This window comes from Pseudoflavonifractor sp. SW1122 (assembly GCF_012027765.1).
GTDB lineage: Bacteria > Bacillota > Clostridia > Oscillospirales > Oscillospiraceae > Enterenecus > Enterenecus faecium.
Genome location: NZ_SJOS01000003.1, coordinates 65,150 through 84,937, shown reverse-complemented (window position 1 = coordinate 84,937; position 19,788 = coordinate 65,150). Strand labels below are relative to the sequence as shown.

General features: G+C 48.5%; 10 protein-coding genes. All 10 read right to left on the bottom strand.

Features of this window, described 5'->3' with window-relative positions; translation table 11 throughout:
• Positions 1-2: 2 nt before the first annotated feature.
• The 10 genes from E0L15_RS01620 to E0L15_RS01575 all read right to left on the bottom strand — a co-directional run bounded on the left by E0L15_RS01620 (position 3) and on the right by E0L15_RS01575 (position 19,717).
• The gene (locus tag E0L15_RS01620; protein WP_168124328.1) at positions 3-1,415 is read right to left on the bottom strand and encodes a polysaccharide biosynthesis tyrosine autokinase; all 1,413 of its coding nucleotides are present in this window, start codon (positions 1,413-1,415) and stop codon (positions 3-5) included.
• Positions 1,399-2,838 (bottom strand): CpsD/CapB family tyrosine-protein kinase, encoded by a 1,440-nt coding sequence (locus tag E0L15_RS01615; protein ID WP_168124327.1) that lies wholly within the window; start codon positions 2,836-2,838, stop codon positions 1,399-1,401. The genes E0L15_RS01620 and E0L15_RS01615 overlap by 17 nt, the downstream gene beginning before the upstream one ends.
• Before the next feature lie 11 nt (positions 2,839-2,849).
• Complete coding sequence (locus E0L15_RS01610; RefSeq protein ID WP_087390598.1) at positions 2,850-3,635, bottom strand: hypothetical protein; 786 nt, start codon at positions 3,633-3,635, stop codon at positions 2,850-2,852.
• Between the two features lie 507 nt (positions 3,636-4,142).
• Complete coding sequence (locus tag E0L15_RS01605; RefSeq protein ID WP_087371813.1) at positions 4,143-5,885, bottom strand: ABC transporter ATP-binding protein; 1,743 nt, start codon at positions 5,883-5,885, stop codon at positions 4,143-4,145.
• Positions 5,886-5,895: 10 nt separating this feature from the next.
• Positions 5,896-7,014, bottom strand: coding sequence for a radical SAM protein (locus E0L15_RS01600; protein WP_168124326.1), 1,119 nt, complete (start codon positions 7,012-7,014; stop codon positions 5,896-5,898).
• The gene (locus tag E0L15_RS01595; RefSeq protein ID WP_168124325.1) at positions 7,007-7,897 is read right to left on the bottom strand and encodes a hypothetical protein; all 891 of its coding nucleotides are present in this window, start codon (positions 7,895-7,897) and stop codon (positions 7,007-7,009) included. The genes E0L15_RS01600 and E0L15_RS01595 overlap by 8 nt, the downstream gene beginning before the upstream one ends.
• A gap of 2 nt (positions 7,898-7,899) precedes the next feature.
• Positions 7,900-8,148, bottom strand: coding sequence for a hypothetical protein (locus tag E0L15_RS01590; protein ID WP_168124324.1), 249 nt, complete (start codon positions 8,146-8,148; stop codon positions 7,900-7,902).
• Between the two features lie 50 nt (positions 8,149-8,198).
• Positions 8,199-8,471 (bottom strand): PqqD family protein, encoded by a 273-nt coding sequence (locus tag E0L15_RS01585; protein WP_087371802.1) that lies wholly within the window; start codon positions 8,469-8,471, stop codon positions 8,199-8,201.
• Positions 8,472-8,482: 11 nt separating this feature from the next.
• Positions 8,483-9,196 carry a hypothetical protein gene (locus E0L15_RS01580; RefSeq protein ID WP_168124323.1) on the bottom strand — a complete coding sequence of 238 codons (714 nt, stop codon included), beginning with the start codon at positions 9,194-9,196 and terminating at the stop codon, positions 8,483-8,485.
• Between the two features lie 66 nt (positions 9,197-9,262).
• Positions 9,263-19,717 (bottom strand): MucBP domain-containing protein, encoded by a 10,455-nt coding sequence (locus E0L15_RS01575; protein WP_168124322.1) that lies wholly within the window; start codon positions 19,715-19,717, stop codon positions 9,263-9,265.
• Between the last annotated feature and the right edge of the window lie 71 nt (positions 19,718-19,788).

Genomic DNA, 19,788 nt, shown 5'->3' with positions numbered 1-19,788 from the left:
CCTCATCGATTTCCATATCTACCGTAGCTATAGCCGTATTTGCCATATCCATACCCATATCCGTAACCATACCGGCTATGTGAGTGAGGCTGACCGTTATATACAAAACCGAGGATTTTGGTGTGTACCTCCCCTAGCTGATCCAAAGTTTCCATGATTTGATTTCTTCGTATCCAATCATGTCTTACTACATAGAGTACTCCATCGGCATACCCAGACAATACAGCTGCATCTTCAAACAGTTGCATGGGCGGGCTATCAATTATTATATAATCCATAGTCCCCCTTAACGTCTCAAGCCACTCGCTCAATTTACCTGAGTTCAAAATTTCAGCAACGGCGGGGACAGGAGCACTTCCTCCCACAAAGGAGATCCCGGATTTCTCACACACCTCCAACGTTCTCTGTTGACCTTCTTGCTCTGACACTACATCCATCAGGCCGTATTTACCACTTCCTCCTACCTTTGTCCACATATCCTGCTTACGCAAGTCTCCATCAATCAGAGTAACCCGTTTCCCTTGTTTGGCCAATGCATAAGCCAGATTTTCTGCAACCATGGATTTTCCTTCTGTAGCCACTGTGCTGGTTACAACTACGACCTTTCCCTGTATCTCATCCAACTCTCTCCGCACTGATAACGTAAGGCTGTCTATTTCATCTACAAATCCTAAGCTCATCTCTTCTTCCAAAATAGAAGGATGGCGCCACTTTCTCTTTCTGAGTGCGGATATTTTACCCAGACACACAATGTTGCTCACAGGTTTGAGTTCATCGGGACTATGGATTCTCTTATGGAGCAATGCGACCAAAAATAGAACAGCTACTCCCACCACTGCCCCCAAGACAGCTCCTTGCACCACCGCTTTGGGATAGTTAGGAAAATTACATGGCTCATTGGGCACAGCTGGCGTATCAATCAGATGAAACTCGATATCGCCTATTACCACACGAGCTACGTTAGGATATACTTGTAACAGCGCCTGTAAAATTCTTTCTGTCTCCACAGGATCGGGGCCCGTCACAGACATGGTCAACATATTGGAGCCTTCCACCAGGGAAACCGCCAAGTTCCCCTGAATCACCTCCGAACCTAGTTCTGCCTTCAACTCATCAAGTAAAATAGGACTACTCAAAATATAAGGGAAGGTGTTTGCCAACTGATTGGCTGCACTACTATCATAATAAAACCCATAGCTATCTCCCCGTGGATTGGTTGCCACCATAACAGTTGCAGAAACCTTGCTGCAGTACATGGGAACATAGGTTTTATATGTATAGCCATAATTGAAAGCACCAAAAACCAAGGCAAGCACCACAGGACACCACCAGTGTCGCCACAGGAGTTTTACCAAGCTTTCTATCAGAAACAATAGATCAATTTCATGTTCTGAACGCTCAATTTTCTCGCTCATGTTCTGCCTCCAGTTTCTTTTTCCCGCGCGTTCTTCGACCGTATCCGTAATACCGATCCCGACTTCTGCTACCAAACCCAAATGGATGCACTGCATTGAGCACGATACCTTGGATTCGCACATTATTTTGCCGAAGAATCTCGAGCTTATCGTTAATGGCATCCACCCCGCACCAATCCTGTCGCACAACAAACAATACGCTTTCCACTGCTTGTAGCAGATATTCCGTATCACTTGTCACAGCCATAGGTGCCGAATCTACAATTATGTAGTCCATCGTTTCTGATAGAGCTTGGATTAGTTGGCATATCTTTGTTGCATTCCCCCGTACTCCGTCATCCACACGCTGAGCACCGGATTGGACTACGTGTAGACCGCTGTCCTCATCGTAATAGACAGTATTCGTTCCCTCGCACCGATCGTTGAGATAGTCATTTATGCACACAGCATCCTCTTTGGGCAATTGTAGCACCTTATGAATGGCAGGCTTTCGCAGGTCACCATCCAACAGCAGAACTCTCCGCCCCTTTTCCTTTAACGCCAGTGCAATGTTGGTTGCCACCGATGATTTGCCCTCATTCTCTCCTACGCTTGTCACCAACAGAATCTTGTGCCCACTGTGTTTCATCCGAAGCTCCAGGCGAGTTGCAATTTTTCTGATGGATGCAGAAAATCCCATACTAACCCCTGGGTCATTCAACAGAATGGATTTCTTTCTTCGGCGTATGATGTCTTTTGTACTTTTCCACTTCCGCTCAAACGGTACATCACCCAAGACACTTCCATTTAGATTCCGCTGTGCCCCTTGCATGGTCTGAACGGTTGGACGTAACGCAGTAAACAACACACATCCTGCCGCCACCAAGATTGCCGCTCCAACACTTGCTATTTTCTGAATGTGTCGGATGTTTGGGGTATTTGAAGGTGTTTGGGGTACGGATGGTGGTTGAAGCATCATTAAATCAGCATTGGTAAACAAATAGTTTGAAACTTCGTCATAATGATTTATAGCTGACCACAAACCTTGATGGGCCTGCTTGGCAGTAGGTGCCGTGACCTGAACTGTGAGCATATTGGTCTCTGGTATTACCTCTGCTTTAATTTCCCCATCAAACTCTGTTACGGCTAACTCCTCAACAACTTTCTCGCGTAGAACATTGCTGGCAAACACCTCTCCAATCACCTCTGCCATTTGAGTTGTGGCTGTGAGGTTGGAGTAAATGCTGATATCGCTTCCCTTTGCGGTAACCGCCATTGTGGCATAGGACGTATACGCCGGAACATATCGAAGCTGTACAACACTGTCTACTCCCATCCACACCGTAAAACCAGCTAAAACCACAACCCATAGATTGATAACCAGATCACGGAGTACCGAATACCAGCTCAATTCATCCCAGCGAAACAATTCTCTTTCTTCCATCATTTCTCACCCTATTCGTATACTACAACCGTCATCCATGTGTGTTGTTTTCCAGCCCAGTAGTGCACCTGATACACTCCGGGGGTTGATGCATCCACCCCATCCTCTATCTGGAGCTTCTCTTCTCCCTGTCCCGAAATGGCCCACACATAGTCGTAGGCATTCCACGACTCGCCGCAGGCCAAATACAACAAAGGGCATTGATTCTCCAAGGCCACTTCCCCCTGCTCGAGTACATGTACTGGCAAACTCAGTTCCGACAAATCTCCCATCGAGTTGGCAACCTGAACTTGAATCATGTATTCCCCTGGTTGCCCCATGTCCAGATCATTCTCTAGCGAAGTTATCGAATCTGTAATCTCTCCCTCCAGCATATCAAACGCTCGTATGTAAGATATCGGATCTTCTTTTCCCCCCTGTTCAAACACCAATGCAGAGATCAGCTGAAATTGAGGGGAGTGATAGTCTTCCATCACAACTTTTCGTCGTAGGGTTGCGGAATGATTCGCTCGATCAAATACAGTATAGCTTACATAACAACTTCCATCACTACTCAGCGACGAGAGTCCTCCCAAAATGACTTGCTCTGTCAAGTCTCCTTCCTCTTCATCCCAGGCTTGCACGCCTTCCATCAGACCGGTTTTCATCTCATCCACCGACAAATTTAGCACCTCGGGCTGTGCTGTGATGATCGGTGCATGAACATCTTGTCGTTTCCATTCCTGATATCTCACCAACGTCCATAATCCAAGAGACAGCACAAACAGCCCCACCACAAGCCAACGAATTACTCTCATACACTCCCACCTCATCCTTTCCTACCGGCCACAAGTACACTCAATCGCCGAGCACCACCAAACCAATATCTACGGATGGGAAATGCCCAACGCCATAAAACACCGAATATAAATCCTTTCCTTCTCCAAAGCGCAACCCATTTCCCGCGTCGATACACATGCGAAACCCATCCCACTACCTGCGAGATATGGATAGGGCCTTCTAGTATGCACTGTCCGTCCCCAGCCAAAAAGACGCTTTCATTTTTACACTTGATAATTCTGTGCAGAACATATGCTCCACTCTCACGCCTAAAAAGTACAATCATTCCTGGACGACACCGCACAGTATCCATGGGCCTCAATCCAACATAGTCACAATTGGGGGTTAAAAACGGGTACATACTTATTCCAGATACCGGAATAGATGCCGAATGGTTCTCATGAAGCATCTTTTCTATCTCTTGCAGATATATCCTGGTTTGGACCGTGCAACATGTTTCACCCGATCTCTTCCAACATTTGCCTTCACTGTTGTGCATATGACCGTGTATCCTCCGTCAAATGTCCATTTCTCATGTAAAAAAAGCGATTGCAGACCTCCAGCACAGAAGTGCGATGGGTAACAATCAGACAGGTACAATATGTCATATGTTGCTTAATATTGCGCAAAATCTGACACCCCGTCTCTTGGTCTAGTGCCGACGTAGCCTCATCAAACAGTATCACGGGCGCTTTTTTTAGTACCGCTCTTGCAATCGCAATACGTTGAGCTTGTCCCTCAGACAGACCAATTCCTTTTTCTCCTACTATGCCCTGTAGGCCTCCTGGCAGTTTGCTAACAAATTCCCACGCACATGCCACCTGGAGTGCCTCTATCATTTCTTGCTCCGTGGCTGTTGGAACCACCACTCGCAAATTTTCCGCAATCGATCCGGAAAAAATGGTATTTCCCTGAGGAACATAGGCAATCCACTCTCGTGTCCCTGCCCCCAAGGGCTCAGAGACCCCGTCCACTGCCGCGACGGCAGCCTTTCCTTCATCTGGCTGAATCATCCCCAATACCATACGAAGCAAAGTAGTCTTCCCACAGCCAGATCGTCCCATTATTGCAGCGTAATCACCAGGATTCAGCTCTAAGCTACACCCTTTCAACACAACCTCTCCCCGCTTGTAAGAGAAGCTAACCTCCTGCAACCGGATGGACAAACCATACTGTTTCTGATCTTCAATGTGCTGAATGTTGACCGAATTCCCTACAGGCTCTTTGGGCAATTCAGTGACTTCTATGATTCGCCCGGCCGAAGTAAGCGCTGAGATAGCGCTGGGTACCATTCGAATTATACCAGATAAGTCTCTGCTCAAGGAGCGCGCCAGCTGCAAGAACAACGTCATCGTACCATAGGTGATATATCCGTTCCACAGTCGAAATACTCCCCAGGCCATACACAACACGGATACCATCAAACTCAGCACAGACATAAAGGAGGCGGCTTGTACTGAAAATTGGTTGTACTCTTCCGCCTCTGTCATATATTTATTTTGCACTGCTTTGAGTCTATTTTCAAATATATCCGTAAGGTGCAGCGCTTTGATGGTGTGTACATGTTGAAATGACTCGTCTGTAAAGCCCATCAGCTCACTGCCCACCTGTCGCATCTTCTTGTTGTGATCCCTCATGCGTACCAACAATACCCGAGATAGCAACAACGAAACAGGTGCACTGAGCAACGCAATCACGGTCATGGTCTTGTCATAATACAGCATAATCGCCAAACTGCCCAAACCATGCACACCAGTGGTAACAAACGAAGGAAACCAGCTCAGCACATTGGCAGATACTGTGTTGACATCGCTATTCAAACGACTGAGCAAATCACCACTATGGTATTTACTCATACTCTGCCAACGAGTACAAAAAATATCATGATAAACCTGTGCCAACAACTCATTTTGCACCTTTAAGCTTACCCTTCGCAGATAAATCCCGCTCCACGCATCTAACCCAACTTTAGCTAGGCCAGTCAAAATCAGCAACAAGAGCATTGCAAGCAGCAAATTCAAATTCTGAAACATGACTCCGTCAATCAGATACTTGGAACTAATACTGCCTGCCAATCCTAGCAGTGTTCCCAACACTCCTATAACCAAGTAGAATAATATGCTGCCCCAATACTTTCTCATGCGCTGGAAGATCCACTGTCCTTCCCGTTTCATTTCCTGAAGGGCACCCTCTGCAATCTTGCGTCTGATACGCTTCCAGTCAAACATGACTATTCCATCACTCCATATTCTTCAGTTGTCTGGCATACTCTGTCTTCATGCCCTCCACCATCCGACATACGTACTCTGGTCTTTTGTCAAATGCCCCGGTCTCTGCTAAGGTCATGGCAGCACAGTTGTGGCAAAGCACTCGGTCAGGACAATTGGCACAGGCATGTGGTAACCGAATTTGAAGAGTTTTCTCATGAATTTCTTTCCAGGCCTTCGCAAAGCCAACCTCTCGCACATCCATTTCAATTCGGTCAAACAGGCCACAGGGACGCATCTTTCCGTCCCAGGTCAACCAAAAAGAGGCTCGCCCCGCCAAACACTGCATGGGGAGTCCCTCCTGTGCTGGCTCTTGCGGTGAATTATCCCGCTCAACGGCCCATTTTGCACGTCTGACGAACTCCTCATCTTTGCTTAACAGGCGCTCCCGGCGCACAAGGTAAGCCCCCGCCTCCTCCGCCGCTAAGCGTCCAGGATTATTCCCACAGGTCTGTTCATCCAACCGAATCGGCGGGAAGAGATAGGAAGACATGGCACACAGCGCCCCTGCATCCCGTGCAGTCTGGTGCACCTGCTCCATATCCCCGCAATTATAAGTGGTCAGCATCATGGTGACCCGAACCGATATCCCCATCTCCCGCAGACGATAGATGGACGTTTTCACCGACTCGTAGGCCGGCACGCCACACAAGGAGCGATAGGTCTCATCGGAAGCCCCGTAGAGGGAGATGTTGATCCGAGCAGGAGGGCGCTTAGAAAAGCACTCTACGATTTCTGGGGTAAGCATGGAGCCGTTGGAGTTGATGACCACCCGAAATCCCATGTCACACAGCGGTTCATACAGCCCGATAAAGTCCCGGCGCAGCATGGCCTCCCCACCCGTGAGCAACAAAAACAGCATTCCGGCTTCTTTTGCCTGGCGGGCAATGTCCAGCCACTCTTGCGTTGTCAGCTCCTGCTGTTCCAACTGCTCCATGTTTTCCATGCCGTGCACATAGCACATTTTACAGCTAAAATTGCATCGACTGGTCAGCTCAAAGGTACCATGCAACGGAATGCCACGCACAGCTGCCTTTCGAGACAGCATTTGACTGATGGGCACGTCCTGACTCCACCATGGCTCATTCATCTGGTTTCCCTCCTTCATAGATTACATGATACAAATGCTCCACTGCCGAGGCATCCGGAAGACAGTGATACAGATAAATGGGACACTGCTCTACTACCTGCGTCACAGTGTCCATCACACGTTGCGTGGCAATCCGATCCCATAACGGAACCATGCATTCCGAGAGCAGAATTGTGGCAGCCTGAGCGCCCACAAGGCGCACCAGATGGTTTTTCTTCCCTTGGCGCAAGACCACGATGGCTTTCAACGGGCAAGATATGTTGTGGGAGATTCCAGAGGACCCACAGAACGGAAAGCCATGTGCCATCGTTCGTTCATCCTCTACACTGAACACCGCCCGGTCTCCGTTGACAATGCGAGTACCTGGCCGATGCTGGCGCCACAGTTCCGCCTGAGTAGACTTTCCAGTGCCAGAGGGGGCTGTAAAGAGAACGGCCTGTCCAAGACACTGGATATAGGCAGCGTGGAGCACCACTTTCCCCCTGTATGACAATAGATAATCCAAACCCATGGCGGCAAACAGGCTTCCTTCAGTCATTGTTTTTTGTCGGCACGGCAAATATACCTGTATCACGTTCTCCTCCAATGGGTCTATGACTTGACAGCCAAGCCAGTTTTCCTCATCTACATTCAGAAATGTACCTCGATAGCGATATATTTTTCCGTACTCGTAATAAGCCCGGTTTCTGCTACTGGCAAAAACCGGGTCTGTATTGCGTCTCATCAACTGAGATGCTGGACGTATCATCACGTTCACATCACATGGTTCTTCTTGAGACATATACGCAGAATATGGGTATTCTTTTTTCAGTTTAATCATATAGGGTTGCCAATTGATTTGTAGTCGAAGTCCTGCAACAGTATATTGAATTGACCCATACATATTTAGGAGCCCCCAAACACCCCTGCATTAACATGATAACACTCCATTGATGCCTCACAAACATCTAGGTTTTCGTTAAAATAAACAAACCCTAAGATACTCCCTGGAATCTCATATTTTGTACAGAGATCACCTGTAGCCGCATTTGTTTGGCACTTGTTTGTAAGAACGGCGCTACACATATCTGCTATGGTAGTATCAAAACTAAGCTCTTCAAAATATACCATAGGCTTTTCATATGTTTTCTTCATTTACTCTCTCCCACTAATTATATCGTTATTGAATTTCAGTTCTATCTCGCTCAATCATCAGACAAAATGCCTCTACTTTTCAAAGCATCTATGAATTCTCTTACATCGCTCTGAGCAACAGCCTCTTCCACTTCATAGCTTTGGCAAATTTTCTGTATCAGTTGATCCATAGAGTATTCTTTACTTTGAAGTAACTCCCACAAAAACCTCCCCACTTCATTTAGCGTAATCAACCCCATAAACTGAAATACAGCCTTACCTGTGGGCACAACAATGTACTCTCCTGCAATTTCCCGCAACATAAATTCCTTGGAAATTTTCATTGAAACGCTCCTCACTGATAGGTCAAATACATAATCTCACATGTATCTGGGTCAAAATGCTGGGTCTGCTCTTCCCGGCTCTCTCCGGCCTCCAGACCTCCGGCAAATTTCACCCGATAGGTGATTCCTCCTTGTAATACATTATCCTCGATTCTTTTATAGTAAATATAAATGTCGTTTTCGATGTTCTCGCTGCTGTTGTTCTCCAATCGAATCCACTGGTCCGCCACGGACAGGGTAAATTTATCCGTATGCAGCGAGCGTTCCTGCTTCAAATAGGCCAAATTTTCTATGGAATAAGTGCAAGACTGGGCATTTCCCGGCATCTGCACAGCAGATGCCTCCAACACCTGGACGGTACTTCCTGCAATCAACGTTGTTATTTCAAATTCTCCCAAGGAGCTCCCATTCTCGTCCTTGGCCACGATTTTCAAATACTGTATGTCCTGGTCTGACGTATTGAGCACCGTCAGTTGCCATACGTCTTCTACGGCACGGTCTGTGCCATCCTCCCAAAAGGGTCCGTCATAAGCTTCCACACGTTCAATGGATATGCCGCTTTTTAAATATACGGGCATATTTTGTTTCTGTTCTTGGTCTTTCCTCCACATGCTCCACACAAAAAGGCCGCCCACACACACGGCTACCATAATTGCCAGAGCCACACCTTTCCACACCAGTGTGTTTCTGCGTTTTTTTCTTGTCTGTCCTTTGGAACTATCCATCTTTTCCTCCAGTGCCCCGGTGGCTTCCCCTTTCCAGGGGAAGCCACCGGCCATATCAGGTATTTGTCACTGCTCTTCTTCTTTTCGAGTCTTGATTTTCATACCCATGGCAATTCCAGCCGCAGCACAGACAAACAGAGTTGTCAGCCAGATGGTCAAACCAGACTCATCTCCCGTCTGGGGAACCTGGGCCTCCGACTCCGGAGTCGCCTGGGGCTCATCCGTTGTCTGTGGAGCGTTGGTAGCTTCGGGCTGCTGGCTTACCTCAGGCGCATCGGTCACCTGGGGGGCATCTGTGGCTTCCGGCTCTTCCGGCTCCGTTTCAGCCGTCAGCCCCTCCATGGCCGCAGCAAGCGCCTCGGTCGCTGCATCCACCGTTTGCTGCTCTTCCTCACTCAGGCTATCATCATCCATCACAGCCTGCGCTGCATCCAGCGCCGCCTGGAATCTTGCTACGCTTTCCACCGTGTAGCCGGAGAGGTCCATGTCCTTGGCTTGCTCCAAAATCGCCTCCAAGTTCTCCTTATTCGCTTGGAAGCGCTGGGCCAAAATCGCCTCAAGCAGCGCACTGGCTGTGTCGTCCACTTGGTCTTGAGTCACATGCTCCACGCTCAAGAGCTGCTCCGCCGCTGCCAGTGCATCCAGCAGAGCTTCCCACTGGGTTTTGACGTACTTGTGGGCACAGTCCACCATGGTATTGGCACGGTCTATCAGCTGCTGTAGAGTTTCCATTCTCAGCTTCTGATAAATCACCACAATCTCCACATCGCCTGTGGCCACACCAGTTGCCTCTCCCTGAACCCGCTGGAACTGATATCCTTTGATGGCTTGTTCCAGAAGTTTCGTGGCATCATATTCTGCGCCATCGTAAACCTGGAGCACTTGGTCCTCTGCCAAAGAATTTCCGCTCTCATCCTGATACTTCACGGTCACGGTGTACTGCTGCACAGGATTGAGCAAGTAATAGGCGGCCTCAACATTTTCCCAACTGCTTGTCACCAGCAAGTCTTGCTGTGCAGTACGGTTCTCCTCGCTCTGGACTGTGGCAGTTCCATCGCCTTCTTGCTTGATTTTAGCATTTCCCGTCCATTGCAGGTTGGTCAGAGACAGCAGATTTCCAACCTTGTCGTCCAGATTTGCGTTGGGATCATCCGTGGGGACCACACCCGCCCCCTCCGTTGTCGAACTGCTGGAATTTCGGATAACAATGGGGAACTTGGTTTTATAGGAGACAACCTCGCCCGCTTCATCCTTTTGGGCTTCCCACACACACTGTTCACCAAATTCGTAATACAAATCATACGCTGTCTCGATCGTGTGTGTCTTTGCCCGGAACGAGACCCACTGTTGATCTTTATCAGGAACTGCCAGTTCGATGGTCATCTGTGTGGAACTTCCACTGTCTAGCTTTGCAGACAACTGCAGCTTATCAGGAATATCCTTCGTTGTCGTCTCCAGATTGAACGATATCGCCTGACCTGGGGCCAAGTAGACCTCATTTTTGGGTCCATACGCCTTATAGTCTTCAATGTCAGTCAAGGCTCCATTGCCATCCACGAAAACTGCGCCAATCTCAGTGACCTCAGATGTATTCTTTGCATTGAGGAGAATATCACGGATTTCCATGAATTGAGGATTGAATTCCCCATCTTCCAAGTAAACATCCTTGATATCTTTATAGGCATTGCCCGAGGGATTTGCTGGATTATATACACGAATGGCATCTAAATAGAATGTGTAGGAATTGTCTTGACCGCCTTCCTGATAATGATGGTCAAAAACTTTCTCATAAACAGGCATTACTTTTACGCTATACTCTCCCCATCCCAAACCATCAACCTTTGCAATAGGCACTTGATACAACGCATTGGTGTTATCCGCATTTTCATCCACAATCCACTCATTTTTCTCTGCATCATACGTATAACCATAGTATGTGTCAATTATGGCCCTTCGAACGAGCTTATTCTCTTTCTTATTGTAGACCTCAATCATAACATACCCGGTATCCCCGCTGGTCACACTAATGATATCAAACCCAGTTCCAGTAAATTCAAACTCTGCTGTAGGCAACTGGTTCAAGTCCGAATTTTCATCAACTGTCACATAATAAGTGGACCCATTGCTGTACGTAGCATCGTCCTTGTAGTGTGTATCATTCCCGTACAGATCATCCCACAGCTTGCCCAATTCTTTGCTGCCCGGACGATCTGTATCTTGCTGATGATCACTCGAAGACCCAGAATTCTCTACATTAACCCAACTAATGTCTGTTCCATCATTCTTCAATCCAGGCGTGTACTTAATCGCACCAAAATTATCTTCATAGAAGATTTCGGTCGCAGGAATGATTGAGAGCGCACCCGTGATGTAGTGTTGGTCATTTTTTACATGCTCAGAATCCAACTTCACCACATACAGCATTTTTTCCAGGGAGTCCATTTGCATGGTATCGGGTACATAGTATACGTCCCGCTTGTAAGCGGCGTTGGTCTCTGAGGTTTCAGCCTTACCATCGGTCTCCGGGGTCTCGGGCTTAACGTCGGTCTCCGGGGTCTCAGCTTTTACATTTGATAGCTTGTCGTATAGCTCCGTACCCAACACGCCCACGTCTATGTTCGTGACCGCAGTGCCGTAGGACAAATCCATTTTTTCAAAGGTTCGTTTGGTATCAGGAAATGTCTTGTACAAATCCTTTTCGTCAAATGTTGCAACGCCCGCCAACTCGCCCGCAATCTGATAGGACCCCAGCGCATCATTGTCCAAAACATCCACTGCCACGGGCAAACCGTAATCGATGACTACAGTATCGTCTTCCATCAGCATAGAAATCTGGAAGTTCAAGATGTAAATGGTGTAGTCGTCTGGCTTGTAATAGAAAGTAACATAGCCATCAATTGTTTCTTCCGAGACATCGTAGGTATACAGTTGACCAAGTTCCCCGTTCTCCCCCTGTTCCGCACGCACCGGTACATAGAACTGGGTGGTCCAAATATCGGGGTCCGCACCTACCATGTCGATATTCATCTGGAAGGGATTCTCTTTCAAGACATTATCCACAACAGACGCACCGGTTTCTCCTGGCTGATACTGATCTTCCACAGGAACCTGATATGGCTTCATAGTGGACTCTTCCCCTTCCTTCGAGGGCTTGAAGCCTTGAAGCAGAGTCACATTGATTTCCTCGGGTCTCTTAATACTCCCATCATCAAACCAAATTTTCTGTACGGTCAGCAGCATCTCGGTTCCACAGGGGTCTTGCATATCACCAGCACCAGGAATCGTCCGGTCCTCATTCTGTTCGGTGGCCACCCCCAGCATCAGGTTTGCCTGTCCCGCCGACACATACACATTGGCCGGGAACTTAGCTTGTTCATATTTGGAGCTGTTCAGCACGGCATCTTTCCATGCAGCCTCAAAATAGGATGGAGCTTCTCCCTGGAGAATCTCAGAGGGGCCACGGTGCTCCACAGTATAGACGTGGTAAGACACCTCTCCTATCTTCTCCTTCTGATAATCTGCGCTCAATGCCTCCCCGCTCTGGTGCAGTATGCGATTCAATTCATCCCCATACTTATCGAGACGGTACACCGAATATTTGTTATTATTACCTTCAATTTCTTTCAACGTATTAAAACTATACGAGGACTCAAGTTCCGTACGTCCAGAAAAGGCTCCGACCAAGTTTGCCGTACCACGAATGGTATCAGCATAAATCATGGTGTTGTTCTCCAGCAAGCCCTCATTGTTGAAGCCTACAAAGCCGCCAGCGTAGCCATTGGGGTCGGTAGCCTCCTCTTTCTCACCATTTCCTGCGCCGCCACCAAATACGTCGTAGCCATTTGTGACACCAGTAATGGTACAGCCAGCCACTTTGGTACGATTGGCTTTAATCAGACCGATTTCCAGGTTGTCTGCGGTGATACCGTCCTCCGAACATGGTATCTCCACATAGGAGTCTCCGATATGGATTTGAGCCACATCCTTAGTTCCATCTCCGTTGTCTTTCACTAGAGCAACGGAAATTTTCAAGCCGAAGAGTGTTACAGAAAGTACATCGCCATCACTCAGTACCTTTAGCTCCAACGCCTTCTCCAAGCCAGGGATTGTTACCTGAATCGCACCGATATCTTCCAACTTCCCGACATACAGTGCATCAAGCAACTCATTAATCACATACAACAGAGGGTTGAGCAGTACTGGGGAGGCGCCGTCAATCTTGGCAAGATAGGTATAGCTGGTACGGCCCACAAAGCCACCGGCTTGGGCATCGCTGTACACTTGCTTCAGCTGGTCTACTTTGCAGTTGTTGCCCCGCGAGAGATCACCATATCCGATGAAACCGCCGGCAATGCAATCCTTCCCGCCCTTACTGGCCAAGGTGTAACCCACCTGATTGGCCATACCGGTGACGGAGCTGTCATCCATGTGGGAGCCGAAAATGTCCATCAGGCCCGCAGCGGCAATCAACACATTTTTCAGCACTTCTGCTTTATCCAGGTCCAAGACGCCACTCTTACCACTAAGGCCCACAAAGCCGCCCACATAATTGAGGCCGTTGACCAGTTTCAGATTTCTCACATGACTACGCAGTACGGTCGCATTGAGCAAGCTGCCGCCGAATCCTCCGGCATTTCCGCTGTGATAGACTTGGTTTGCATCACTGCCACTTGTGCTATCGCCTCCATCACTGGAGTCCGTTTGCGCATAGACCGACATTCCCTCAGCAGAACCAAACACATAACAATCGTAGAAGTAGGTGCGGAAGGCGTTGAGAACGTCCACATTATTGAGCACCAGAAGGTTGAGGATGCCAGTGCCTCCCTCAGCGATTTGAGCCACGCCGCCCATTTCTGCCAGTCCGAAGAAACCGCCAGCATGTTCACCGCCGACCACCGCACGCACACCAGAAATCACCAATGCAGTATCAGGAATTTCCTCTGTCGTCTTTGTGGTAGCATTTCGCTCACCAAACACAGCGCCGCAAGCCATACCCACAAAACCACCAGCTGCTTGGTCGGCATCCAAAACTGCAAAGTCCATGGTGGCTTCCAAATCATCTCTGGTGATGGACGCCTTGGCATCCTTTTTCACTCTAGTATTCACCCATGCACTCTCCACTGTGGGTATTGTGGCATCCAGCACAGACAGCAAATTGGCAACATCTCCCGTGACCGATTGAATGAGATGCTCCAGAATCTGGTCCAGCACACCGGAGTCCGACCCGACCTCAACGTTTGCTGCACTTGCGGAGTCAATTCGGCCTGCAAAACCGCCAGCATACTGAGAGCCGTAAACATACTTCAGATTCTGAACTTCAGCGGCTTGCTCCGTCACCCGCACAAAGTCCAAATCTTCATCTTTTGGAATTTCTCGCCACAGTTGAGCGCCATAAGCTACGCCCACAAAACCGCCGGCATTTCCAATGGCACTGTTTTCAGTATCACTGGTTGTTTTGATCGTCATGCCAGATTGATATCCGTCTACACGCGAGGCATAGACCACCGGTACAAAGGATTTTACAATCGGCAGGTTTCCTGTGACATCTATCTCAGCAATCTTTATGCTTCCAACATTAGCAACCGCCCCTGTTTCCATTTCACCGGCAAAACCACCGGCACTACGGAATGCAGTGACGGCTTTGACATCCTGCGCATAAGCGTTGGTAATGACTCCGGCCTCCATGCGTCCCACATAGCCGCCAGCGGCGCCGCCGTCAACCAAACTGCTTCCTTCATCTTCTGCTTTTGCGGTTACCGTGTATCCATAAATGTACTCCGCCAACTCATTATAGGAAGCCTGAACAAGTTCCTCTCCATACACACCGCTGGAACCCACTGCGGCTACCCATGCCTTCCAGGTATCCTCGTCTAGGCCACGCAGCGGACCAGTTGTCTGGGTATTGGTCTGGATTGCATAGACAACCTCAAGTGCAGATACCGGCACCGAAAGTTTAACAACTGCCCCACCTTCACCTGTAGGCAACAGTTTCACGCTCCCGCTATCCACCAAGTTGGCAGACTTCATGAGTCCGGTAAAACCACCAGCAAACTCTTCGCCGACAACTTCACGTACTCGATGGGTCGTTGCCGTTTTTTGGTCCTTCAAAACGGCTGGTTGTTCCGATACATCAGCAGGGTCCGTCTTAACATTACCCCAGATACGGCCGCCCTGATTGTAACCTACGTAACCACCAGCCATGCCCTTCAGCTGCTCATCGACAGAAGTCCCAGTGGCCTCGATATAGCCACCACAAGGCACAGCAGCCGTCGAGCTGTTGTAAATGCGAGGAATAAACGTCTTCAATGCACTGAGCAGACCACTTGCATTCACAATTTCGAGGATGTTCGTCTGCCCTTCCAGCAAGCTGACCATATCTCCAGGCTGGACTGTGCCTGCATATCCGCCAGCACTGACCACACCCTCGATATACTCATAATTGCCTGCGTCACATCCATTGAGCCAGGCTCCGTTGATTTCACCTGCAAATCCGCCGGCCGAGCCTACGGTGGCACTCATTACAGTCTTTTTCTCTGTAATGTTGGATGCCTTTACATTGAAACCACCGCTTTTTCCAGTTACGTCACACTGCTCCAGACGTGACTCCACCACACTCAGTGCCGAGAGTATGTCATCCAAGCCAACAATGTCTAGGAGAGACACGCTATCACCCACCGTAGCCAGGGAGCCCAAGTCAATTTTACCCGCATATCCTCCGGCGTAGGCGGGTGCTTTCACCGCCCAATCGCTGTTGGAAACTTCTTCACTTTTAAAGCTTCCTCGGGTTGCCAGGGCGTTCACATCACTGTCCGTAATCTGAGCGCCCCGCATTAGGCCCGCATATCCACCTGCGGCACCGGAATCTTTGTCTGCAACGGTTGTGTTGTCCTCCCGCATCTTTTGCTTTAATGCCTGTACCTTCAGCCCAGTTTCTGCAGACGACACATCCGCCGAGGTGACTTTGGGCACATAACCCTGCAAAACACCAGCCAAACCTGTGACATCTACTTTTAATCCTGCAAGCTCGATCCCGCCGCTAGCATCTGCCAGATTGCCAGAACAAATCTTCCCGGCAAAGCCGCCAGCGTAATACGTACCTTGGACATTAGAAAGATTTCGTACTGCGCCTCGATTGTCTGTCATGTCAGAATTATTGACACTGCCACCGTACATCTCACCCACAAAGCCACCCGCACTGGCGGCAGTGACCTGGGGTGCAGCATTGCCAGTAAAGCTCACATAGCAGTTGGTGCAGTCGGTGAGCAGATAGTTGACGACATTGAGTAGATTGCTAACTTTCAGGATATCCAGGTTGAGCAGGTTCAACCCGCCTGCGTCTACCAATCCGCTGGCATTATTGCTTCCCAAAAATCCGCCAGCAATACCTTTCTCAGCATTTGCTGCAACTTTCTGCAAGTTGGACACTGTCACATTTTTAATTTGTCCACCTACCGTTACACCAATTGCTCCGCCAGCGTAGTTTTCATTCGCTGTGACTGCAAATTCTCCATCAGCCCCCCACACATCGACATTAGAAACAACAGGCTCTCGTATTGCGGCAATTCCCAACACCTTGTTAAGGGCTCCACCAGCATTTGTGGGTATCAACTGGCCTGCAAAACCACCAGAGTAGTTTTGGGCACTGGTGATAGATGCCACATTTTTCAGAGTGGTAGTTCCACCCTCCTGATTGATCTGCACACCGTCACCCTGTCCGATAAACCCACCAGCATAGTTCCCGGCTTGAACGGACAGTGTGGAGTCTAGAATCTTGCAGTTATTAAAACGTGATGGTGCAGCTCCGAACAGTTCCAGAACTGCTCCTTCCATGCCAGTCAAATCTCCAGTTAATTTTCCTATTTGACCCAGCAAGGTATTTTCATCTTCACCCAAAGACAGTGCACCAGAGCCCACTGTAGCTTGTCCCACGAAGCCAGCAGCATAGTCACCAGATGCAGTGACTGCCCCCAGGTTCTTGACGGTAGAATTGACAATATTGCTATTCGCCGTCATACCCGTGTATCCACCAACATAGTTGGTACCGGTAATCGTCCACAAAGTGGCTTCCGTCTCGGATTGTTCATCTTCCGAACTGTTTACTACTGATTGCACGGTACAGTTGGTATTTTCCGTAGACGGAGAATAAGAAATATTGCCACCCAATTCTGTCAGCAAGCCCCGAATCAACGCATCCATCGTCGCCCCGGCAAATCCGCCGGCATAATCATTAGCTGTTACGCTTTTCAGACCGGATACGGTGCAAGTGTCCATAACAGTGCCTACTTGCTTGCCTACAAAACCGCCCACGTAGTCTTTCGCTTCACTTGCGGCATTTCCAAGGTCCCCCTTGCTCAGCGTTACGGAGCAGTTATTAATTTGAGGTCGATAGTATCCACATGGAATCAGGTTGCCAATCGGCACATCATTTTCTAGTAAGACGGTAACCAGATCTCCCAGACCAAGCCCTGGGATTAAATTCAAAACGTTCTCCAGCAAATCCACCAACAACTGCAATAAACCCGACACATCGTCATACTTGGTCACACCCTCTGTATAACCAACAAATCCACCTGTATAGTCATTGATATTGCTCACAACGGCATTTTCTACGCTACAATTGGCCACCAAAACATCGCCCTGGATGCGCCCCGCAAAACCTCCCGTTGCAAATTTAGTTGGGTCGTTTTGATGAACACTCAGCAAATCTGTTAGCACTGCACCAAGATTCAATTTAAAGCCAAGTAATTGCAGCAGCCCATCCAGAATCGTTCCCGTTACTCCTCCTGCTAGTCCCAACAGTAATCCCAGGAGGCTTTTGTCCACCGAATAGTCACTTGTATCGGTGTTTACAACCACATCCTGCAACCTCAAATTAGACACAACCGTTTGGCCGGACGATTCACCGAGTTTCTCTCTATTCATTTCACTGTAAATCGTTGCAAAAAAACCATACCCTTTTTGCTTCTCGACTTGCAATGGTTCATTGGCAACTACAGTTACATTACTAATTGTGATGGGAGTTTTTGTTGAAATGATTCCATTTTCATTCCAAATCTTCTCACCATTTTCAGATTTGGCACCAATCATGGTTCCATGAAACATCAAAGGTGTCCAATTCCCTTCACCATCGGCAGCCGGTGTCAACTCGATATCCCGGAAAATAATATAGTTGGCATCAGATGTATACTTCAAGCCTTTGTACTCATCAGGTGCATTTTTTACCGAAACATAACTGGCAGCATTCACATCATTGTATTCCTTATCAACAATGACAATGTCATGTGTAGTCTCCTTATTCCTGGTTCCATCCCAAAAAATGCTGCCTAGAATCCCCTCTAGCAATCCGCTTACTATGTCATCCAATATTGTAAGCACACCGCCTAGCAAATTACTTACAAGATTGCTCTCAGCATAATCAATATGCATTAAGGAATCTTGAGCGTTGTCACCATCTCTAAAATACAGATATACAAGTTCATTTTCATCGTCTTTATCCGCTCTCAAATTAAAATCTGCATCACCAGGGTAATACGGAACATAGGTCACTTCTTCCTTTTTGACCCAGTCATATACAGGTACTCCTAATATAATTTCACCAGTTTTCTCCCACTGTTCCCATGTCGCAGTAGATTTCACATACAACATGGGCGTAACCTGTGTGTCTTTGCCAATCTCCTGCAACTGCTGCTCATTACCAATGAGAATATAGGGATTCTGTTTTTTGGTATCACTGGGCTCATAGTAGACTACCTGGCCCAGATAATCACGCCCATCCAAACCCGGGGTGGCATTCTGGGTCGTCTCCGACAGAATCTCCTCCGCCTTCAGCTCCGGCATCTCTCCGGTAAAGCTCTGGGCCACCACATAGTTATGCTCCTGGGTATACTCCAGCTGCTGGTCGCCAGCATACACCACCTGGCCCAGGCCGAAGGTCTCCGCCACGTTATCCCCAGACAGGACCGTCTTCAGTTCATCCTCAGCAGCCCGTGTCAGAAGCTGATAGTTGTTGTAGATGTAGATAGTATCCGTATCCTCATCGTACAACGGCGCTTCCGTGCTCTCCCCTTCTGACACGAAGGTGCCCGAGAAGCCACTGGGCAGCGTCCATGCCGTTCCCTCAGGCAGCGCAATGTCGTTCATCAGCTGATAGCTGCCATCCGAATCATAGAGCAGGACCTGACCATTCTCATCGGTGAGCACCGTACCTGTGCCAAAGGTCTCCGCCTGTGCATCTCCGCTGTGCACCACCGCATTGCTGCCAATGGCATACAGCTGAAGGGCATGATAAATGCGCACCGCTCCGTCTTGAAACAGTGCGGCGCTAGTCTGGGTCTCCACGTTCTCCGGGGAGTCGGTGGTGACCGCCGATTGCGTGGCAGAAAACAGCTGGTCAATTTCCAGATACTCCGCTGCTTCCTTCACCTCTGATGCAGCCAATGCCATCGCTTGCGGCGGGCACACGGTCTGAACCATCACCACAGACATAACCGCGGCAATCAACCGTTCCCATCGTTTTTTCATCGTTCTTCCCTCACTCCAGATAAAATTTTCCAAAATGTGCTTTAACTTTTTATATTTTACCACATATTGCA